The following is a 17,767-nucleotide window of genomic DNA, read 5'->3' as shown; positions in this document are numbered from 1 at the left end:
GCTAATTGGCATCGGAACCAAAGAGGTCGTCGACGATCTTGCGCGCCGCGCTGTACCCGCCCATCAGCGCATCGGACTCGGTGGCGAATGGACGGCCGGCGACCTCACCGAATCGCAATGGCGAAAATGCGGCAACTGTCGCTCCCGCACGAAATATTCTCACTACCGCGACGAATCCCGAATCGGTCGGCCGGGGTTGGGGCGCCCGCGTCTTGAAATTCGCTTCGGTAGTGACTTCAAGCGTATAGCCGTGGTATTCGTAACTGCGCATCATCTCGGGGCTTGATTCATTTCAAAAGTCGAACGATTTCGTGCGTCGGCACGCTTGCCGCGAGCGTCAAGATTTTCGCAGGTTTAAACCAGCGACATTGCACGATCTCGTTTTGTGGTTCTGGTCTCGTGTCTCGCGGGAGTTCGGCGAAAAACACATGATGACGCTTGCTGAGGCCGCCGAACTGGAACAGATAGGCCAGCGCATGACCGGTAATTGTTGTCTCTTCCTCAAGTTCCCGGTAAGCGGCCTCAAGCGGCGATTCTGAACGCTTGATCGTACCACCCGGCAAGGACCAACGCGATCGCCCCCGTGCGACAAGCAGCACCTTGTCGCGTTGAAAGCACACGATGGTCGCCCTTTCTCTCATCCCGTTCCCTGCTCCCGTTCGGTGCCCTATCCTTTAATCAGGCATGGTCCCTTGGCACAGGACTTTAGCCTTCGGCCGACCCTGCTCCGATGTCGTCGCTGGGCGTCTGCAACTCAGGGAGAGAACACAGATGAAAACCCGGTCCTCATGCAACATATGGCTGCCCATCGGAGGCTTCGCGGTGGCTTGCTTGCTTTCCGTTCCTACACTTGTCCTCGCCCTGGCGTGGCTGAGTATTGGCGTCTGTGCGATCGGCTACCGCTCGCTTGATACCTTCCCTGTCGAGGGGTTCTCAGTCAAATGGTTGTGCGGGCGACGTCGCGCCTGCCTTTGGTTTCATCACCTGCTCTACTGGCCGCGCCACATCGAGCCAGGGCTACAGGAAATCGCCACCCGCACCGCCAAACACGTCGCCGAAAGCTGCACGCGCTCACGCAGCAAATCGCGGTCCTCCGCGGACTTACCGTCCGGCAACCGCGAACGATGACGGCCTGCGAACGCTGTCTTGCGAGCGGCTGTCGTCAGAAATCTAGTTGCGCGGCCGTGATGCCAAGCGCGGCCGCAATCTTCTCACGCGACGATTTCCGCAGGCGTGCACTCGCCTCCTGCTGCGCGTAAGCCGATTGGCTCACGCCAAGGCGTGCCGCGACTTCAGCCTGAGTCAGACCAAGGTGTTCCCGCCATGCCCGCGCCGGCGGCACGTCATCAGCCAGTGTCCGACGCACAACATCATGCGGGATCAGGTCGCTGTCGCGCGCGTGCTGCGCCACATAGTCCGCATATGGGATGACAACAAAGGCCGGCTTGCCGTCCGGTCCCATAATTGTTTGAATGTTAGTAGGTGCGTTCATCGCGTTTCCTCACTTCCTGAATGTCGACGATCTTGATTGCCCCATCCCAGTCGAACAAGACCCGGTAGTTCCCTACCCTCAAACGGTAGCCGTATTCGTGATTGATGAGCGCCTTCACGTTCGAAACATCGGGCATCGTTGCGAGACCTTCTACGGCATCAAGAATCTGCAGTCGCACGGGGCGGTCGAGCTTGCGCGCCTGCTTCGCGGCCTTGGGGCTCCAGTTGATCTTGTTCATCGACTCCAGTATAAGCCAAATATAAGTTATTACAACCGACGATGCCCGCTTTTTATAAGGTTCAGGCTGGGCGCCGGAAATGCGACCGGTGCCTGTCGGTCGTCGGGTCGTCACGCACTTCGAGCTCGAGCGCGGTTGTGAACCCGCCGTCGCCGAGCGTGTGCGTCGCCTTCTTTACGAGCCAGGGCGTTTCGTCGATTTCGGGTTTGAAGCCGGAAACTGTCACGGGCAGCTCGGGGAATATCCCGGCCTGCCCGCGTGCGAGCGTGTAGTCGAGCGTGGCCTGGCTGCGCTGCGTGCGGGCCAGCTCGGCTTCGGCGGCCGCGCGTGCTTCGGCTTCGTTCGGGTAGTCCTCGGGCAATACCTTGACGTTGTGATTGTTGTTGCCGCCGACGACGACCGATTTGCGCCTGCCCTGCCCGTTCGAATGGTAGTGCGCGCGCACAGCCGCATAGCTCTCGCGTTGTGAGACGTGGTAACGGTGCTGGTCGCCGCTTTTGCGCGTGATGTTCAGCACGTCGAACGCCCTGCCGCTCACCGTCTTGCCGGTGCCGATCGGCGTGAACAGAAGGCGCAGGTCTTTCACGTTCATCACGGCATCGTACCGGCGCGCGAGGCGCGTCAGAAACGACATGTCGCTTTCCTGCGTCTGGTCGATATGAGCGATCGCAATCTGTGCGAGTGCATCGGCGACGGCCGGCTTGAGCGAGTGCCGGCCGGCGATCGCGTTCACGATCGCGCCGAGCGTCTGCGCGTGCCAGCTCTGTTCCCGCCGCTCGTGCATGGCTTCGGTCATCGAGGCCGATCGCGCGCGGATCGTGATGATATCGGGCGCCCCGCTGTGCTCCACTTCGTCAACCGTGAATGTTCCCTTGTCGACAAGGGGCTCGCCCACCCATCCGAGTGCAACCTTGATATCGGCGCCGCGCTTCGGAATCGCGAACGTGTTTTTCGAGTCGTCGAGAACAATGTCGAGCGTGTCGGCTTCGTCGGCGCGCGATTCTGAAAGTGACAGGCTGATGAGGTACGGCGCCATTGCGCCCGACAGATCGCGACCGTCGAGCGTTACGCGGTAGTCGGCCTGCGGTTGCACGCGGCCGGCGCGCGAGTGGTCAATATCCGTCATTTCACGGCCCGCTCGTTGACGGCAGAAAGCGCGTCATCGTCGACGCGCTTGAGGGTCAGCGTGAATTCAATCTTGCGCGCGACGCCTTCGGCCGTGTGGTACGTCTGCGTTTCGTCCAGGCCTTCGATGACATAGGCGCCGTACACGTTGCCGACTCCATCCACGAGCACATACGCGTCGCCCGTGTCGCCCATGTCGGCGAGCTGCTTGATCGAGGCGCGCGAGCCGATCGACTCGCCCTGCGCGACGGTTCCATTGAGGGTGATCGAGTCGTCTCCGGGGCCGGTGTACTGGCTCGCGTCACGGGCGCCCACGCGCGAGCTGGTTCGGTGCTTCCAGTTACGGCGACGCTGCAGCTCGCGAAAAGGTGCCGTCGCGAGACTGAAAACGAATTGATCGAGGGCCATCATCATGAGCCGCTCTCCTCCAGGTTCAATGATCGGACAGGCTGGAAACCCGGCGCGAACGTTGCGCGCGCTCGCGGCGGTCCAGCTCGGCCGCGACGGCACGCGCGATCGCCTGCGGATCGGCGCCGGCCTGCGGGTAAATGTTGATGATGGGCGCCCCCGCGCTGCTCGCGCCGGCCGCCTGCGCCGCCGGCGAAGCGACAACAGGCGGCCGGGTGTCGATCGGTACGGTCGGACGCACGAGCGGGACCGTCGCGGCGCTTGCGCCGGTGCCGAATGCGGGTGCGCCGAAAGCCGTCGTCGCGACGGTCGCCATCGCGACGGCGGCCCTGGCGACGCGCCCCTGCTCGCCTTCCATGCCGATTGCGGCGCCCTGCGCGACGAACCCGCCCAGCTCGGCGAAAACCCGGCTCGGGCTGTGAATGCCGAGCTTTTCCTTGAACCATCCGACCGTCGAGCTGGCGACGTTCACGATCGCATCCTTGACCGTGCCGAGGCCGTTCGTGATGCCGTTCACGAGCCCCGAAATCAGGTGTGTACCGAACTCGGCGAACTGCGCCGGCAGCGTGGCAAACCATGCCATTCCGCCCGCGAATGCGCCGCGAATGCCGTCCCACGCCCACAAGGCGCCGGCGCGAATCCGGTCCCAATACGTGTAAATCAGGTACGCGCCGCCGGCGATGACTGCGACGGCCGCGGTGATCGCGAGGCCGATCGGATTCATGAGCATCGCGCGGCTGGCGAACATTGCCGCGGTGCCGAACATGCGGAATGCGCTCGCGCCGAGTCCGAGGCCGCGCGCGAGCAAACCGCCCTGCATGCCGAGCGTTTGCATGCTGAATTTCACGATGGCCATTGGGCCGAGCACGCCGGCGAGCGCAATCGTCAGCGTGCCGACGACGACAAGAATCGCCGCGAGTGCCGCAAGTACCGTGAGCATCACTTTCGCGGCCGTGCCGTGTTCCTTCATGAACCCGACGACTTTCGAGGTTGCGGTCGCCGTCGCCTGCAGCGCCGAGTTGTAGAGCGGTGAAATCTTCTCGCCGATTTCGAGCTTGAGGTCGCGCAGCTGCGTGAGCGCGGCAATCTCGCGGCCCTGTGTGAGCTGTTCGCCCTTCGCGGCCGCATCGTCGATCCCATCGGCGCCGGCATTCAGGCGCTCGTTTTTGTGAATCTGGTCACGCTGCATGTACATCGTCGTGAACAGGTTCGCGGCCGTCCGGTTGGTAAAGATCGTCGAGATCATGTCCTTTACCTTGTCCGGGTCAGTGATGCCCTTCGCCGCGAGCTTCGGGAGCAGCACCTTTTCGAGCCATTCGAGCGGCGACGCCTTGAGCTGGTCGCCGCCGGCAAGTGCGCCCGGTTTGACCTGCTTGATCGTGCCGATCTTCGTGTATTCGACCATCTTCGGATCGAGCAGGCCGAGCGCCATCATCTGTTTCGCGGCCCGTACCGTGGTTTTGCCCTGGTACGCGTTGCTATATGCGGACATCAGGCCCGTGCCTACGGCGTGGCCGCCCATCTCCTGAATCAGCGGCTCCATCTGGTAGTAAAAGGCATCCTTGCGCATCTGCTTGGCCGCGACGCCGCCCGTCTGGATGAAATCGCGCCACTGGTCGCCGCCGACACGGCCGCCGGTCGCCGTGATGACTTTCTGCACCATGTTCGCTTCGTCCTTGAACGTTGCTTCGTTCTTCGTGCCGCCGCGCAGCTCGATCACCTTCAGCATGTTCATGAACTTTTCTTCGTTCGCGTGTGCGTCCTCGGCGCCATACATCGAATCGTTGGCGAACTTCATTTTCGAGAGCGTGGGCATCACCATCTGGGCGTGATGCTCGTCGGCGAAGATGCTCAGGGCGTCGCGCATCATGAGCACGTTGTCGGTCGTCGCGACGCCGTACTGCTTCATCGCGCGGGCGTACTTCACGGCATCGGCCGACGCGTGATCGCCGAGGCCGAGCGCCTTGATCCGCATCGCCTCGCGCTCGAACTCCTTCGACTCGTCGAGCGATTCGCGCAGGTCGCCGAAAATGTGCGTGCCGGTCGAGCGCGCCGCGTAGCCGCCTACGGCCATACCGGCGGCGACGCCCTGCATTTTCTCCATGCTCCTGCGCGCGGCCGCGACGCGCTTCTCGCGCTCGCCGATCGCTTCGAGCTTCGCCATCTGGTCTTTCATGGTCGCCGTCGTGGCCGCGATGTTGCCGCGCAGGTCGCGCTCGTGCTGCGACAGGTTGCGCGTGTTCACGCCGGCGGTCGCGAGCTGGTCGCGCAGCTCGCGCACGCGCGTCGATTGCCGCCCGTGTTCGGTGGTGAGGCGCGTGGCCTCCTGCTTTGCCTTCTCGAAATCGGCCGCCATCTGGCGCGACGGGTTCGAGGTCGAGCGCATCGAGGCGGCCAGTTCGCCCACGCGGCCGCGCGCCGCGTTGAGCTGCGTGGCGGTCGCGGCGAGCCCCTTGCGCACCTCGCGGAACTCGCCGACGGTCTTCTGCGTCTTGCCCATCTCGGTCAGCTCGCGCCGCGTTTCCTTGAGCGAGCTCGCGAGCCCCTTGTTACCGGCGAGGATGTTTTTCAGGGGCTTCGTCAGGTTGTCGATCGCGTCGAACATGACGCGAAGCTTCAGGGCGTTATCCATCGTTTCCGGTTCCGCTTCTCACGCGCGCACGCTCGCGCCAGTCCATCAGTTCAGCCAGGCCGAAACCGTCCATCAGCGGCGGTTCCCATCCGAAAACCGTCGCGATATCGGCCATCGCATCTTCTACGCGGTCAGGGAGGCCATGCTCGCCTTCACGGCCTTCGGCATCAAAAAACCGGCGAAGATACCCCCCAGCTGCACGAGGTCGGCGGGGTCGAGCTGGGCGACATCGTGCTCAGTGAGCGTCGGCGAGCTGATACGCGGCAGCACCTTCGAGAGCGCCGACACGTCGAGGCTCACAAGGTCGGAGAGCGAGACGCCGCGCAGCTCGCCCGATTGCGGCTTGCGCAGCGTGATTTCGGTGATCGTCTGCTTGCCGCGCACGATCGGCGTGTCGAGCGTGAGCGTGTTCGGGTCAGCAGCGGGCGGCGTGGAAACTGCATCGGTTTCGTTCGTGTTTTTCATGGTATCCAGCTATGGGAGGTTGTGACCGTTAGAGGCCGATCGCCGTGCGAAGCGTCTGCATCAGGTCGGTGCCGTTGATGTTCTCGATCATGTTCACGAAGTCGATTTCAATGATCGTTTCGCCGTTCACGGTCAGCTTGTAGTAGCTCGCCACGGTCGTCACCTTGAACGCAGTGTCTTCCTTCGCCTTCGCCGTGCCGGGGTCGATTTCCATGTGGCGGCCGCGCACGACGACTTCGATCGCATCGATTGAGGCCGAGTCTTCGGCCTGATAGCCGCCGGCGAAGCGCAGCAGCACGCCGTCGTGCTTGAGCGTGCCGTAAGACTGCAGGACCGATTTCAGGAAGCCGGCGGCGGTCCATTCCATCTGGATACCCTCCTGGCCGAAATCGATCTTGATCGGGCCGCTCATGCCGCCGCCCTGATAGGCCTCCATCTTGCGGGTCAGCTTCGGCAGCGCCACTTCGGCGACCTTGCCGGCGAAGTTTTCGCCGTTGTGAAAGAGGTTGAACCCCTTCAGTTTGCTCGGGAGAGCCATCGAATTTTCTCCTGTGTTGGGCCGTCGTTATGCCGTGACGCGCGAGGCGAAGTCGGCGAGGTAGCGGTCGGTGATGCGCTGGCGCAGCATCAGGTTTTCGAGTGGCGGCACGGGCGTATAGTCGTAGTCGATGTACGCCTTGCCGGACTTCAGCACGTCCTGCGTGTTCGGCTCCGAATCCCACCACGAGCTACCTCCGACCAAATAGCCGTTACTCGTCTGCTCGCGAAACCATCGGTTGATACCTTCGATGACGTCGCGCGGCAGCGAGGGATTCAGCGGCCCGTCGACGACGGGCATTTGAGCGTCGGCGATCGAGTCGGCGATAACCTGCGCGGTGCGCGTGTAGTTCTCGAACATGAACAGCGGATCGTCGGAACAGGTGCGCGAGCCCCAGAAGCGATAGCCGTCGCGGTTGATGAGGGTCGTTACGTCCGCTTCGTTGAGATAGCCCGCGTCCGTCGCCGGATCCTGCAGATCCCAGAAAACGTCCTGGCTGATGCCCGTTACGCCGTTCACGCCGACATTCGAAATCGTCTTGTGCCAGCCCGTATCGTTGTCGATCTTCGCGCGCAGGCCGAGGGCGTAGGCCGTCGACGGCACTTCGACCGTTTCGCTGGTCGCTTCATCCCATGCGAGGAAATTCGGCCAGATCACCATCACTTCGCGCTGGCTGAACTGCTTGCGGTACGTGGTGGCCTCTTCCTTCGTCTTGCAGCCGTAGGCGTACACGTAGGCGAAGGCGCGCAGCGATTGCGCGGTGCTGGCGAGCGCGGTTGCGACGGCCTGTGAATCGAGGTTCGGCGCACCGATGATGCGGGGCTTGACGCCGACCTTCGCCTGCGCCGTGAGCAGGGCCTTCATGCCGGTGTATTTGCCGTCAGCGGTCACGGTGCCGATCACGTTGCTCGTAGTCTCCGCATCGTCCTTGCCTTCCGCGACGCGCACGACAACCGTGATCGGCTTCGTCTGCTTGCCGATGCCGTCGAGCGTCTTGTACAGCGTGCCCTTCGTGCCGGCCTTGCCGAGCGCCGACACGACGTTCGTGATCAGCACGGGCGTATCGAGCGGGAACGTCGCCGCGTCGGCATCCTCGGCCGTGCAGACGATACCGACGATCGCGGTCGATACCGAACGGATCGGGCGCGTCCCTTCGTTGACTTCGGTGACGCGTACCCCGTGGTGGTAGTCCTGCGGCATGTTTTGTACTCCTAAGGTGAGAGGAAACGGGATGTACCCGGTTTCAGGTCGAACTGCAGGTCGAATTACAGGTCGAGCACTTCGGCGCCGGCGAACGCGTAGCGGTCGGCGCCGAATTGCGTGACAACCGGATTGACCGTCACGTCATCCGGCGCCGGCGCGGCCAGCGCTGCCTCTGCGAAATCGAAGGCGTTCTGCCCGTTCGCCGGGATGCCGTCGAGCTGGATCGAAACCTGTGCGAGCGGGTTGAGGCCCTGCTTGAGTGCGTCCTCGCTGTAGAAGCACGAGACGACGGCAAACGTCAAGTTGGTGAGCTTGTTGAGCGTGACGTTATCGACACGGTGAACCGTTGCCGGTGCGCCGTTCAATGCGACGAGAATCTGCTTTCTGAGTGCCATGTTTTGAGGTTCCGTTTCAGGGATAGATGGATTGATGTGTCAAGCGGAACTAGATCAGCGGGCCGGGCGCCTCTGGCCACTCAACATCAATCGGGAAACCCGGATGCTCCGTAATGTCCCGTAGCGCCTGCCGGTACGCTTGCCATTGCGCGGCCTGCGCCTTGACCGGATCGGGTGCATCCGGCGGGACGATCACCCGCGCATCGGTCAGCCGGAGCATGTTGTCGCGCACGCGCCGCATGACGATGCCGCGGACCTCGGTCCGGTTATCGCGGAAGTGCCGGGTCACAGCCAGCATGTCGGGTTGCGGGACCGTCGCGCTGTACCAGGCCGCGATCGCCGGCTCGCCGGTCTGCTTGCCTGATGCGTCGACGGGATGCCCGACGCAGAAGTCGACGCCGGATTGCACGCCGAGCATGTGCGTCAACGTTGCAGCCAGCAGGTCGTGAGAAAACCGCTTGCAACTGATGCCCATAGAGGCCCCCTTTAGTTGTTGCGCAGAACAATGCCGCGCATGTGCCAGTAGCCGCCGGGGTCAAGAAACTGCCCGACCATGACGTAGGGCGACGGGCAATCCTGACGCTGGTTTGCGCCAGTGAATGCGGCGCCTTCCCATGCCCCGGAATTCCACTGGCAATTCGCATTGCGGTCGGCCTTGCCGGCGTTCAGGTTGTCGCGCCACGCGTAGAGGTCGCCGATCACGTCGCTGATCCACTGGCCGCGGAACGGCATGTAGATGTTGCCGTCGTTGTTGAACTGCGCCCCGCCCGCCTGGAAGCCGCCGTTGCTATACAGGCGGCCGCTGTTGTCGAACCACGCCGTGACGGCGCTGTAGCCGTTGTTGATGACTTCGAGGCCGCCCCCGTTGCGGGCGCGGATATACGTCCACCATCCATCCCCGGAGCGCATGCCGAAGTCGCCCTGGCTCCCGGTCGGCGCGATGGAAAGCCGGGACGTCATCGTGTCACCGCTCCTGTTCACCTTGGCGCTGACCTGGCCATTGGTCGCGTCGCGGTCGGCGGTCGTCGCATAGTTCGCGGGGTTGAGGTTGGCGGTATCCCACGGCGTAGCCCCGTTGAACACAGGGCGCTGGTTGAACGATGCGACCTGCGAGGCACGCGAAACTGTCAGGACACTTACCTGTGTTCCGTCGTCTTTCCAGGCACCGAGGAAGAATTCACCGCCGGCGTTGTTGCCCGTTTCGGCGGTGTCACGCTTGCCCAGCATCCAGCGCGTTTTGCCGTTGTTGGACAGATACAGCGCGCTCAGGCCTGCGCCGCCGTCGATGGTCGAGCTGGCCTGTTTCACGCCGCCCGCGACCTGCAACGTGTTCGTACCGTCGTCGGCGGTCGTGGCGATCAATACGCGCCCGCTGAGCTTCGGCGAATTCTTCGGCGCGTATCGCGTGGCCGCCTTCTTCGGCGTCACAGCGCGCGCGTCATCGGTGCCAGCATCGACTTCGGCCTGCGTGGCGAGCTCGATCACGCCCTGTATGTCCTCGCCCGCCGGTGGATTCAGGAACGAAGCGGACGGAAAGGACAGCGCCGCGGCATCGATCGATGCGAACTGAACGTCGACGGAAAGCAGCAGCTGCGCCGCCGGCGACTTCTCCATGATCGGGCCGTCTGCAGCCTGCTGGCTGTAGTACGCAGCAAGCGTGCCGTCTTCGAGATAGAACCCGAAGCCCCAAAGCGTGTACTGCTCGGCGGTGCTGTCCTGCAGCGTGACGTGAATCGTGTCGGCATCGATGTTCTGCCCGCCGAACGTGTCGATACGCTTGAGCTCGTTCGGGAGCGCGGTCAGCTTCCTGTTCGACGCGTCAAAGGCGGCATTGCACAGGCCGATCTTTGTGACCTTGTGGGCGTTCGTTCCGGTGTTGCCCGAGGCGACGAGCGCCGCGCGAAAGGCGTCTGAAATCGTGATGAGGGTTCCGGCCATGGTCAGATTCGTCAGATATCCGAGAGGGTGAGGCGGCGATACAGGGCGGGCCGTGCGGCGGCCGCGACGCCAAAGCGCCCCTGCATCGAATAGCCCTGCGTGAACGTGTAATGCGCGCGGACGGGCTTCGTGCGTTCGATTTCCGCGATGATGTCGGCGACGTATTCGGCCGTTGCGGGCTCACCGTTGCGCGCGGTGACAGTCATCACAATGTCGAACGTGCCGGGCGTGCCGCGAGGCGTCATCTCGAACCACTCGCGCAGCACGAGGTTGGCGCCAAATGTGGCGACGACTTCGCGTACGGCCGCCGCGGTGCCCTTCCTGCGTGCGATTGGGATCGCCTTCCTGACGCGATCGCGCTTCACGCTTTCGGGCCAGTAGTCTTTCCACGTATCGACGCCGAGGTGCCACGCGAGCCACGGCAGCAGATCGAGCCGGATGGTTGCCGGGTTCATGAGCAAGCGCAGCGGCACGTCGATATCGCTGATCGCCGCGTTCGTCGCGGCGAGGTTGCGCTCGTGCCGGCTCGCGTTCGGCGGGAGCAGTGAGGTCGTGCGACTACTCATTGCTGTACACCCCGCCGTCGATCAGGCTGATATCCGTGCAGAAAGGCGCCTGTTGCTTGGTCGACGGCATATCCGCCGCGGGGGTACGCAGAATGACCTTCTGCACGCCGGGCTGACGCGCGGCCGCAAAGATGCCGTCTCGCGTAATTTCCATGCCGAGCCGGTGCATGTCGTCGGTGTACTTTTTCACGGCCTTGTTTGCCTGCGCGAGCACGACAGAACGATCGGGGCCAGCGAAGAAAATGAGCGTCGCGTCGACGGCGTAACCATTGATTTGCGCTCCCTGCACGAGCACTTCGTCGGTGAGCGGGCGCACGTCGTCTTTCGAAAGCGCGTCGCGCACGGCTTCTAGAATACCGTCGCCGTCCTGCACGGAGCCGTCGCCGATGCGCGAAAGCACGGTAACGAGCACCTGACACGGCGACGGGCTCATGGCCGTTGCATCGAGCACGCGGCCATCAGCATCGCGCGCGTGCTTGATGTACGCGCTCTCAGGGCCGGCGACAGACAGACTCGACGGCGCGAGCTGCGTGCGATAGCGCAGGTCGCTGTCGCTTTCCATGACGGCCACGATACCGTGTACCGGATCGGCCGGCGTGATCGTCAGACGCTCCAGATCGAAGAACGCGGCGAGCTGTTCGAGGTCGCCGTTTTCTGCATAGGCCAGCATGACGGCGCGCGCCGCGTCGTTCACACGCTGACGAAGCACAACCTCGCGGTACGCGTTCTCCTGCAGGAGCTTCACCATCGGCTCCGATTCGAGCTCAAGCGTCGCCGCGACTTCGGTCTGTTCTTCGGCCGGATAGAGCGACACGAGCCGCGCCTTACGTTGCGCGAGCAGCGTCTCGTAGTCGATCAACTCGACGATATCGGGAACCGGGAGTTGCGAAAGGTCGATCGGCGTCGCGCTCACGCTGCGGCCCCGTTTGCGATTGGGACGCTTGCCTTGACCGTCTCTCCGGTCTCGGTGGTCGCGCCTTCAATGTCGACGACCTGCACGCCCTGCCCTGCATCGTCGGTGTCGGTTGCGAGCTGGACGCGCGTGAGCGTCAGGCGCGGTTCCCATCGCATAAGCGCGGTCGCGATCGCCGCATACACGCGGGTGCGCGTCGCGCCATTGTTCGGGGCGTCGATCAGGTCGGGAATGTCCGAGCCAAACGTGCGGCGCTTGACGCGCGAGGCGAGCGGTGTCGACAGGATTTGTCCGATCGACTGATACAGGTGATCGAGCCCGCTGATCGCGCGGCCCGTCGTGACGTTCAGGCCTTTCATTGTGGTTCGCTCACGAGTTGACCGTCGCCCTGCTCGCGGTGCGTGTGTTTCGGCAGGCTGATGCCTTGCGATTTCACTTCGCCCGTAAAGTCGGCCGCGCCGTTGATCTTCATGGTCGCGCCGCCGCCTTCGCCGCCCGTGCCCGTCATGCCGGATTCGAACGCAAACGGGCCTTTAACCGTGAGCGATTTCGTCACGGTTGCGTCGCCGTCGAGCGTGATCGTCTCGGCCTGTACGGTCGCCTGTTTGGTTTGCACGTTCACGGCGCCCGGTGCGACGATCAGCACGGTCGCGCCGGCCGGCAGCGTCGCTTTGAGGGCGTGTGCTGCATGGTCGTATTCGAGCTCGGCGCCGTCCGGGTAACGGCGCAGGTGCTTGTCGGGGCTGGTGCTCGGCGGCGGCGTGTCGTCGGCATTCAGGCCAGCGACGGCGACGCCCTGGGCGGGGTCGCCCATCGGACACAGAAGCAGAACCCTTTCGCCTTTCGTGAGCGGGTTCCATTCGCGGGTTGTGCCGGCGCGCAGCGCGAGAAACGGAATCCAGTTCGTTGTGAGTCCGGGATTGTCGGTGTCGGCAGGGTCGCCAACGGATACCCGGCACGTCGGCGGGTTGCTCGTGAGGTCAACGTCGATCACAGATCCTTTGCGGATCAGGTTGACGATGAGGCGGCGGGTTTCGTTGGCATCCATACCGCCCATGTTGCCGGCCGCGCGTGCGCGGGGCGAGCAGCGGCATGCGTTACCGGTCCGGGTACAAAAGCCCTGCGCAGATTTCCGGAGAAAGGCCGCTTACCGATCCGCTTCAGTTCCCCGCTTGGTCGATGGCCTGCTCAGGAGCGGGAAGCTGCACGTTCAGTCCGGCGGACAGTGTATTCATACTGAGTCGTGCCGCGGATATTGCCCAGTGGTAAGCTGGCGCTCGCAGGCCAAGAACAATTTCGAGGACGAGCTTTATAACTACCGAACCAGAACAGCAATGAGCCCACAGTCGATTATGAGCGCAGCTCACATCGTGAAAGGTATATCTACAGCACTGGGCATAGTTGGTGGTTTGCTTGGGGCATATACCTTTATTGATACGTATGTGCTGCGGTTCAAGCCAAAATTTGTTATTGGCGACCGCATCTATCTTGTGTACAAGAAAAACAAGGCCGACTATACGTATCTATCGTCGCTTGTTATTCAGTTCGATATTTTTAACCACAGAAATAAGCTTGGCCGCGTAGAGGATATTTTTCTAAAAATTTATGATTCTCGGATGCTAGAGGCATCCGTATTGGATTTGTTTCCAATCGCAAATTTGGAAGAGATGCCCATAAGCAGAGAGGATGTTATATCGGTAAAGCGCCTCCCGCCTGCACCCTTTGCGGTTCCAAACAAATCTTCTAAGACCATAGTTCTAGAAATGGCGCAAGAGAAATTACACCACGGCGCGATCAGCCCCAGCGCATATTTGAATTTGGAGGCATTTTACAAAAACCCGGTGGGCAAATGGAAGAAATTTGCGAAATTGTCTCTTTATGCAGGGTTCGAGGAAAGCTCGACGCATGGAGATGCGACTGTGCATAATTTTTCGCTGATAGATCGATTTTCGGAAAGAGAGAGGCTAAAGCGAAAGCGCATAAGGCTGAAAATCACTTCTTATAAGGGAATCGCGGGGTTTTATCTTTCCCTCTGGATGCACAAATCATATCGATTTGTGATATCGAAGTTTGCAGTGCTGCCAAAAGGTATTCGTTATTTGCTATCAATGGGGGTTGCATTGTGGGGAAATATTATTTCCGAATATATTGAGTGGCCGATTGCGAGAAGCAAAACATCAAAAAAACGCCCTCTAAATATTTCCATTGGCAATGCGATTCATGCCAAGCAAACAATTTTATTTTTAACAAAAATTGGCGTTAGCTTAGAGCGAAAGGTTGCCAAATTAAATAAACACGAAACACCCGAAAGGAAGATAGTCATTACCGCAGAGGCCAAGGAGATTGTGGTTAAGAGGGGCGATGTTCGGATAAAAATATATATCGGCGGAGATGGATTTATAGGTATTCACAAATCAATTCCAAATTCTGAAAAAGTGGAAATGATATTTACAATCAAAATCAAACAATTCCCATTCCGCAGATTTATTTGGAGCCTTAGCGAAAAGCCCGTTTTTTCGTCAACCGTCGCAACGAGAGTTCTCGATTATCTCGCTTTGCTCACGTTGCGGTAAGCGTCGGACGTCATTTTAGACGTTGAATCACGTGGCGGACGCTCAGTTGTTCGCCGTGGATTGACCGGTCTTGGCCCCGAGTAGTGTAAATGTAATTATGTATTGCGCATAGATAGCGCTATCGCAATACTAGGTGGACGCACAACATCCCAACATGCGAGAAAGCGTCTAGACTTTCAACATCGATTTCACTGCGGTGGACACTATGGTCACCAAGACTGTGCGTCGTGCATTTTCTGCATTTGCGTCCGTGTTTGCCTCAACGCCCGAGGCGAAGCAACGGACCGCGCATACCTTGAACGCGGCTTATCGGCATGCTGACGAAGCTTGGCGGCACACGATGCATGCGGAGGTATCGGCAAGAATCGTAAAAGTGCGAGACCGTGAGCTGCGGAGACAGGCAGCGCGTCAACGGACCTGACCGCCCGTTTGCTGACTTTTGACTCGGAGATCCCATGACTGCGCCCCGTAAGCTCGACGGAGTAACGCTCAAGCCACGCGTCAAGATTCGTCCACGCAGAAAGATCGACATCGCCGCTCCCGAAGGCAAGCGGGACACACGCGATATCCTTCGGCAAGTCGTTGAGGAGCATCGAGAAGTGATCGAGCATTTGCCCGATCGTTAGCCTTTCAAAGAGGCCGCAAGGAACGTTGTGCTGCAGTACAACCAATTCGTCGTCGACCACCCATTCCATCTTTTCGCAAAGCAGAAGCCGGCCAATCCGCGCCCAGCACGGGCGAAGGTCGATCCGGAACCGACGTTTAAGGGATGTCGATGATGTGCTTGAGCAGCCTGTCGCGAATCAGCTCTCTATCGGCATCGGTAAAGCCGAGCAGGACACGGGCCGCATAGCGCACTTCAGGGCCGGCCGGTGAGACGCGATCCAACTCGCCGAGCTGGTGAACGCGTGCGATCCGCGCGACGCGGCCGGCGAAGCCAATCGCGAGGCCGGTGGGTGTTGCTTCGACCTGCATGTAACGTGCCGTGCGCAGCTTTGCAAACATCGCCGCGCGTTTGATGCGGCCGCGCTTGCCGCGCAACCTCTTACCACCCTTCTGAGCCTTCACCTTGCGCGGTGTGTACGCGGTGCCGTCAGGGTCTTGCTGCGCGGCGATGCGGGCCTGTTGACTGCGCCGCAGCTCGCGCGCGATATCGAGCATGACTTTCCGGCGCGCGGCCGGCGCGAGCTGGGCGAGCAGCGAGCCGGCCCATCTTTCGACGGCCTGCAGCTCGTCCGTCATGTCGGCCAGCCCTGCGAATCGTCGACGTGTTCAATCGTTCGCGTGCCGTCGTCGGCCCGCCTGACGACGACGCTCTCGGTCAGCTGCAGCTTGACCGATACGTCGACCGTTGCGTTATCGAGAATGTCGACTTCGTAGGTGATACCGTTCGCGCGTTCGTCGGGATTCAGAAAAAGATCGGCCTGATACGCGCGCGTCCATTCGACGATCGCGACGAACAGCTCGTCGGAGTCGCCCGCGAAATCGAGCAGCATCACATTGCACGTATAGCGATACTCGAACGAGAGCGAGCGCGCGCTCGTCGCCGCAATCGAGCCGGCGTCAATGAACACGGTCAGCTTGTCCGGGTTGGCAGCGAGCGAAGGAATCGCCCTGACGATCGCCGCGCGCAGGCTCGCGGGCTTAATCATGCGGCGCGCTCCCCTGCTCTCCCTTATGCTGGCAATCGAACACCATGTCGACGATCGCCGCGCAGGATGCCCAGGCGGCGCGCGCGATGGTCAGCGCGTCGTCGAGCTCGCCGTTAGTGCGCGGTGCCATCGCCGGGAGCGTGCAGCGCGGCACGGTCTGACACTGCTGCAGCGTAATCGCCGGCGCCGGTCTGGGCGGGGGTGTTGTGCAGGCGGGCAACATCAAAAGGCAAAGGTGTATCAGCCCATGCGCGAACCTCGGCGTTTTCATCCCTGAGTCTCCGGTTTTCCTGCAGTGCGGTGTCGAGCTGTGAGGCGATCGCCGATCGTGCGCGGTCGAGCTGTTGCTGTTGCTTTGCCTTGTCGGCGGCATCGTCCTGAAGGCGTTTGATGGCGTCGTCACGGTCGGCGATGCCCTGCCGTGCGTCGTCGAGCTGCTGCGTGCGTTCGGCCAGCTCCGCGTGCAGCGCGCGCACGTACACCACGCCGAGGTCGAGCGCGACCAGCACAAGCAGGCCAGCGAGGATTTTCGCGGTGAGGCTCATGCGGCCGCCTGTTCGGATTCGGCGTAGCGGTCATACGCGCGGGCGAGCTTCACGTCGTAGAGATTGGCCGCGTAATTCGGGCCGTTGTAGCCCTTGGCGAAGGTCGCCCACTTCCGGGCCTTGAGCGCCGCGACGAGCCCGCTGTCAACCGCCACGAAGCGCACAAACGCATCGAGCTGGTCGGCTTCGCTGTTCTCCATGTGGGCGACGAAATCGTCGACGCTGGCATAGCCCAGGCGCTGCCAGTTCTCGCCCATGACCTGAAACGCGCCCCAGCTCGCCGACTCGTAGGCAGCGGCTGGATCGATCAGTTCGGCCGTCGCCAGCCGCGTGTATTCCGCCGCGCCGCCCTGATAGCCGCCGGGCGTCTGCGAAACGATGTTCGGATACTTCGCAGCGAGCGGCGCCGGATCGATGCCGCGCGCCTTTAGCCGACGCCGGAACACATGCCGCTCGAACAGGATTTTCGGGCGGCCGTCGACGAGATAGCCTGAGCCGGTCGACTCCACTTCGTTCACGGCCCGCACGCACGCAAGCGGCACGCCGAGGGAGTCGGCCGCGCGCACGAGGTCGGCGTCGGCGAGGTGCTTCGGATCGCGCTGGCCGGTGGCGAGCGCGGCGTAAGTCTTGGGGCCGGCGATGCCGTCGACCACGAGGCCGGTTTTCGTCTGCAGCGCGCGCACCGCAGTTTCGGTGGCGGCGTCGTAGACGTGCGTAACAGCGAGCGCGAAGCCGGCGCGGTTCAGGCGTGACTGCAACAGGCCAACATCGGCGCCAATGTCGCCGAGGCGGTGCGTTTTCATGGGGTGTCACTCCGCAGAAGCCGCGCGACGTTGCCGCGCGCGCAAAAGACGAACAGGGCCAGCAGAACCGCCTTGCCGGCTTCAAAAAATCCGACCTGCTTCGCGTGTAGCGCCAGCTCGATCGACGAGCCGCCCAGCACGACCACAAGCAGCCAGGCGAGCCAGGAGACGTGATGCCGGTGGCGCGCGCCGTTGCGACGGTACGTGAGCAGGAGCAGCACGGCGGCGAGCTGCGCAAGTTGTGCGACAAGCGGCGCGATCATCGCGAGGGTGATGTGCAT

27 protein-coding genes are annotated in these 17,767 nt (G+C 62.0%); 3 read left to right on the top strand and 24 right to left on the bottom strand.

Going from position 1 to position 17,767, the window contains the following annotated elements:
• Position 1: 1 nt before the first annotated feature.
• On the bottom strand, positions 2-274 hold the full coding sequence (locus WJ542_RS29450) for a hypothetical protein (protein WP_411193075.1): 273 nt from the start codon (positions 272-274) through the stop codon (positions 2-4).
• Between the two features lie 13 nt (positions 275-287).
• Positions 288-641, bottom strand: a complete 354-nt coding sequence (locus WJ542_RS29445; protein WP_411193074.1) for an NUDIX hydrolase — start codon at positions 639-641, stop codon at positions 288-290.
• A gap of 130 nt (positions 642-771) precedes the next feature.
• On the opposite strand from WJ542_RS29445, the gene WJ542_RS29440 reads away from it, so the two are divergent.
• Entirely contained in the window at positions 772-1,128 is a 357-nt protein-coding gene (locus WJ542_RS29440; RefSeq protein ID WP_156954440.1) for a hypothetical protein, read from the top strand.
• A 34-nt stretch (positions 1,129-1,162) separates the two neighbouring features.
• On the opposite strand, the gene WJ542_RS29435 is transcribed toward WJ542_RS29440, so the two are convergent.
• From WJ542_RS29435 to WJ542_RS29360, 16 genes are all read right to left on the bottom strand, one after another.
• A complete protein-coding gene (locus tag WJ542_RS29435; protein ID WP_027796003.1) occupies positions 1,163-1,492 on the bottom strand; it encodes a helix-turn-helix domain-containing protein in 330 nt (109 codons plus the stop codon).
• Positions 1,476-1,730, bottom strand: coding sequence for a type II toxin-antitoxin system RelE family toxin (locus WJ542_RS29430; protein ID WP_027796004.1), 255 nt, complete (start codon positions 1,728-1,730; stop codon positions 1,476-1,478). The genes WJ542_RS29435 and WJ542_RS29430 overlap by 17 nt, the downstream gene beginning before the upstream one ends.
• Before the next feature lie 61 nt (positions 1,731-1,791).
• Positions 1,792-2,856 carry a phage late control D family protein gene (locus WJ542_RS29425; RefSeq protein ID WP_411193073.1) on the bottom strand — a complete coding sequence of 355 codons (1,065 nt, stop codon included), beginning with the start codon at positions 2,854-2,856 and terminating at the stop codon, positions 1,792-1,794.
• Complete coding sequence (locus tag WJ542_RS29420; RefSeq protein ID WP_411193072.1) at positions 2,853-3,269, bottom strand: phage tail protein; 417 nt, start codon at positions 3,267-3,269, stop codon at positions 2,853-2,855. Before WJ542_RS29420 ends, WJ542_RS29425 begins: the two co-directional genes overlap by 4 nt.
• A gap of 19 nt (positions 3,270-3,288) precedes the next feature.
• Positions 3,289-5,895: a phage tail tape measure protein gene (locus WJ542_RS29415; protein WP_411193071.1), complete on the bottom strand. Its 2,607-nt coding sequence runs from the start codon at positions 5,893-5,895 to the stop codon at positions 3,289-3,291.
• Positions 5,888-6,010 carry a GpE family phage tail protein gene (locus WJ542_RS29410; protein WP_411193070.1) on the bottom strand — a complete coding sequence of 41 codons (123 nt, stop codon included), beginning with the start codon at positions 6,008-6,010 and terminating at the stop codon, positions 5,888-5,890. The genes WJ542_RS29415 and WJ542_RS29410 overlap by 8 nt, the downstream gene beginning before the upstream one ends.
• 8 nt (positions 6,011-6,018) lie before the next feature.
• Positions 6,019-6,360, bottom strand: a complete 342-nt coding sequence (locus WJ542_RS29405; RefSeq protein WP_411193069.1) for a phage tail assembly protein — start codon at positions 6,358-6,360, stop codon at positions 6,019-6,021.
• Positions 6,361-6,388: 28 nt separating this feature from the next.
• Positions 6,389-6,898 carry a phage major tail tube protein gene (locus WJ542_RS29400; RefSeq protein ID WP_411193068.1) on the bottom strand — a complete coding sequence of 170 codons (510 nt, stop codon included), beginning with the start codon at positions 6,896-6,898 and terminating at the stop codon, positions 6,389-6,391.
• 27 nt (positions 6,899-6,925) lie between these two features.
• Positions 6,926-8,098, bottom strand: coding sequence for a phage tail sheath protein (locus WJ542_RS29395; protein ID WP_411193067.1), 1,173 nt, complete (start codon positions 8,096-8,098; stop codon positions 6,926-6,928).
• A gap of 65 nt (positions 8,099-8,163) precedes the next feature.
• Positions 8,164-8,496, bottom strand: coding sequence for a hypothetical protein (locus WJ542_RS29390; protein ID WP_411193066.1), 333 nt, complete (start codon positions 8,494-8,496; stop codon positions 8,164-8,166).
• A gap of 49 nt (positions 8,497-8,545) precedes the next feature.
• A complete protein-coding gene (locus tag WJ542_RS29385) occupies positions 8,546-8,971 on the bottom strand; it encodes a phage tail assembly chaperone (RefSeq protein ID WP_411193065.1) in 426 nt (141 codons plus the stop codon).
• Positions 8,972-8,982: 11 nt separating this feature from the next.
• Entirely contained in the window at positions 8,983-10,434 is a 1,452-nt protein-coding gene (locus tag WJ542_RS29380; RefSeq protein ID WP_411193064.1) for a phage tail protein, read from the bottom strand.
• Between the two features lie 11 nt (positions 10,435-10,445).
• On the bottom strand, positions 10,446-11,000 hold the full coding sequence (locus WJ542_RS29375) for a phage tail protein I (RefSeq protein ID WP_411193063.1): 555 nt from the start codon (positions 10,998-11,000) through the stop codon (positions 10,446-10,448).
• On the bottom strand, positions 10,993-11,913 hold the full coding sequence (locus WJ542_RS29370) for a baseplate J/gp47 family protein (RefSeq protein ID WP_411193062.1): 921 nt from the start codon (positions 11,911-11,913) through the stop codon (positions 10,993-10,995). The genes WJ542_RS29375 and WJ542_RS29370 overlap by 8 nt, the downstream gene beginning before the upstream one ends.
• Entirely contained in the window at positions 11,910-12,272 is a 363-nt protein-coding gene (locus WJ542_RS29365; RefSeq protein WP_411193061.1) for a GPW/gp25 family protein, read from the bottom strand. The genes WJ542_RS29370 and WJ542_RS29365 overlap by 4 nt, the downstream gene beginning before the upstream one ends.
• Positions 12,269-12,961: a phage baseplate assembly protein V gene (locus WJ542_RS29360; RefSeq protein ID WP_411193060.1), complete on the bottom strand. Its 693-nt coding sequence runs from the start codon at positions 12,959-12,961 to the stop codon at positions 12,269-12,271. The genes WJ542_RS29365 and WJ542_RS29360 overlap by 4 nt, the downstream gene beginning before the upstream one ends.
• Before the next feature lie 286 nt (positions 12,962-13,247).
• Here WJ542_RS29360 and WJ542_RS29355 point away from each other — a divergent pair, with 286 nt between their 5' ends.
• Together WJ542_RS29355 and WJ542_RS29350 are read left to right on the top strand one after the other, a co-directional pair.
• Complete coding sequence (locus tag WJ542_RS29355) at positions 13,248-14,486, top strand: hypothetical protein (RefSeq protein WP_411193059.1); 1,239 nt, start codon at positions 13,248-13,250, stop codon at positions 14,484-14,486.
• A gap of 455 nt (positions 14,487-14,941) precedes the next feature.
• Positions 14,942-15,112, top strand: coding sequence for a hypothetical protein (locus WJ542_RS29350; protein WP_411193058.1), 171 nt, complete (start codon positions 14,942-14,944; stop codon positions 15,110-15,112).
• Between the two features lie 136 nt (positions 15,113-15,248).
• Here WJ542_RS29350 and WJ542_RS29345 read toward each other — a convergent pair whose 3' ends face one another.
• Genes WJ542_RS29345 through WJ542_RS29320 form a run of 6 tightly spaced genes read right to left on the bottom strand, consistent with a single transcriptional unit; the run spans position 15,249 to position 17,767 of the window.
• The gene (locus WJ542_RS29345) at positions 15,249-15,728 is read right to left on the bottom strand and encodes a phage virion morphogenesis protein (protein ID WP_411193057.1); all 480 of its coding nucleotides are present in this window, start codon (positions 15,726-15,728) and stop codon (positions 15,249-15,251) included.
• The gene (locus WJ542_RS29340; RefSeq protein ID WP_411193056.1) at positions 15,725-16,138 is read right to left on the bottom strand and encodes a phage tail protein; all 414 of its coding nucleotides are present in this window, start codon (positions 16,136-16,138) and stop codon (positions 15,725-15,727) included. Before WJ542_RS29340 ends, WJ542_RS29345 begins: the two co-directional genes overlap by 4 nt.
• Positions 16,131-16,361, bottom strand: a complete 231-nt coding sequence (gene lysC, locus WJ542_RS29335; protein ID WP_411193055.1) for an Rz1-like lysis system protein LysC — start codon at positions 16,359-16,361, stop codon at positions 16,131-16,133. Before lysC ends, WJ542_RS29340 begins: the two co-directional genes overlap by 8 nt.
• Positions 16,252-16,683 carry an Rz-like lysis system protein LysB gene (lysB, locus tag WJ542_RS29330; RefSeq protein WP_411193054.1) on the bottom strand — a complete coding sequence of 144 codons (432 nt, stop codon included), beginning with the start codon at positions 16,681-16,683 and terminating at the stop codon, positions 16,252-16,254. Before lysB ends, lysC begins: the two co-directional genes overlap by 110 nt.
• On the bottom strand, positions 16,680-17,486 hold the full coding sequence (locus WJ542_RS29325; protein WP_411193053.1) for an N-acetylmuramidase domain-containing protein: 807 nt from the start codon (positions 17,484-17,486) through the stop codon (positions 16,680-16,682). Before WJ542_RS29325 ends, lysB begins: the two co-directional genes overlap by 4 nt.
• Positions 17,483-17,767 (bottom strand): phage holin family protein, encoded by a 285-nt coding sequence (locus tag WJ542_RS29320; protein ID WP_411193052.1) that lies wholly within the window; start codon positions 17,765-17,767, stop codon positions 17,483-17,485. The genes WJ542_RS29325 and WJ542_RS29320 overlap by 4 nt, the downstream gene beginning before the upstream one ends.

This window comes from Paraburkholderia yinzeri (assembly GCF_046581065.1).
GTDB lineage: Bacteria > Pseudomonadota > Gammaproteobacteria > Burkholderiales > Burkholderiaceae > Paraburkholderia.
Note: the sequence above shows the minus strand (reverse complement) of the source record. Positions and strands in the feature narration are given on the sequence as shown.

Coding starts and splice junctions, on each gene's coding strand:
- WJ542_RS29450 (WP_411193075.1), bottom strand. CDS start 274: ATGATGCGCAGTTACGAATACCACGGCTATACGCTTGAAGTCACTACC.
- WJ542_RS29445 (WP_411193074.1), bottom strand. CDS start 641: ATGAGAGAAAGGGCGACCATCGTGTGCTTTCAACGCGACAAGGTGCTG.
- WJ542_RS29440 (WP_156954440.1), top strand. CDS start 772: ATGAAAACCCGGTCCTCATGCAACATATGGCTGCCCATCGGAGGCTTC.
- WJ542_RS29435 (WP_027796003.1), bottom strand. CDS start 1,492: ATGAACGCACCTACTAACATTCAAACAATTATGGGACCGGACGGCAAG.
- WJ542_RS29430 (WP_027796004.1), bottom strand. CDS start 1,730: ATGAACAAGATCAACTGGAGCCCCAAGGCCGCGAAGCAGGCGCGCAAG.
- WJ542_RS29425 (WP_411193073.1), bottom strand. CDS start 2,856: ATGACGGATATTGACCACTCGCGCGCCGGCCGCGTGCAACCGCAGGCC.
- WJ542_RS29420 (WP_411193072.1), bottom strand. CDS start 3,269: ATGATGATGGCCCTCGATCAATTCGTTTTCAGTCTCGCGACGGCACCT.
- WJ542_RS29415 (WP_411193071.1), bottom strand. CDS start 5,895: ATGGATAACGCCCTGAAGCTTCGCGTCATGTTCGACGCGATCGACAAC.
- WJ542_RS29410 (WP_411193070.1), bottom strand. CDS start 6,010: ATGGCCGATATCGCGACGGTTTTCGGATGGGAACCGCCGCTGATGGAC.
- WJ542_RS29405 (WP_411193069.1), bottom strand. CDS start 6,360: ATGAAAAACACGAACGAAACCGATGCAGTTTCCACGCCGCCCGCTGCT.
- WJ542_RS29400 (WP_411193068.1), bottom strand. CDS start 6,898: ATGGCTCTCCCGAGCAAACTGAAGGGGTTCAACCTCTTTCACAACGGC.
- WJ542_RS29395 (WP_411193067.1), bottom strand. CDS start 8,098: ATGCCGCAGGACTACCACCACGGGGTACGCGTCACCGAAGTCAACGAA.
- WJ542_RS29390 (WP_411193066.1), bottom strand. CDS start 8,496: ATGGCACTCAGAAAGCAGATTCTCGTCGCATTGAACGGCGCACCGGCA.
- WJ542_RS29385 (WP_411193065.1), bottom strand. CDS start 8,971: ATGGGCATCAGTTGCAAGCGGTTTTCTCACGACCTGCTGGCTGCAACG.
- WJ542_RS29380 (WP_411193064.1), bottom strand. CDS start 10,434: ATGGCCGGAACCCTCATCACGATTTCAGACGCCTTTCGCGCGGCGCTC.
- WJ542_RS29375 (WP_411193063.1), bottom strand. CDS start 11,000: ATGAGTAGTCGCACGACCTCACTGCTCCCGCCGAACGCGAGCCGGCAC.
- WJ542_RS29365 (WP_411193061.1), bottom strand. CDS start 12,272: ATGAAAGGCCTGAACGTCACGACGGGCCGCGCGATCAGCGGGCTCGAT.
- WJ542_RS29360 (WP_411193060.1), bottom strand. CDS start 12,961: ATGGATGCCAACGAAACCCGCCGCCTCATCGTCAACCTGATCCGCAAA.
- WJ542_RS29355 (WP_411193059.1), top strand. CDS start 13,248: ATGAGCCCACAGTCGATTATGAGCGCAGCTCACATCGTGAAAGGTATA.
- WJ542_RS29350 (WP_411193058.1), top strand. CDS start 14,942: ATGACTGCGCCCCGTAAGCTCGACGGAGTAACGCTCAAGCCACGCGTC.
- WJ542_RS29345 (WP_411193057.1), bottom strand. CDS start 15,728: ATGACGGACGAGCTGCAGGCCGTCGAAAGATGGGCCGGCTCGCTGCTC.
- WJ542_RS29340 (WP_411193056.1), bottom strand. CDS start 16,138: ATGATTAAGCCCGCGAGCCTGCGCGCGGCGATCGTCAGGGCGATTCCT.
- lysC (WP_411193055.1), bottom strand. CDS start 16,361: ATGTTGCCCGCCTGCACAACACCCCCGCCCAGACCGGCGCCGGCGATT.
- lysB (WP_411193054.1), bottom strand. CDS start 16,683: ATGAGCCTCACCGCGAAAATCCTCGCTGGCCTGCTTGTGCTGGTCGCG.
- WJ542_RS29325 (WP_411193053.1), bottom strand. CDS start 17,486: ATGAAAACGCACCGCCTCGGCGACATTGGCGCCGATGTTGGCCTGTTG.
- WJ542_RS29320 (WP_411193052.1), bottom strand. CDS start 17,767: ATGCACATCACCCTCGCGATGATCGCGCCGCTTGTCGCACAACTTGCG.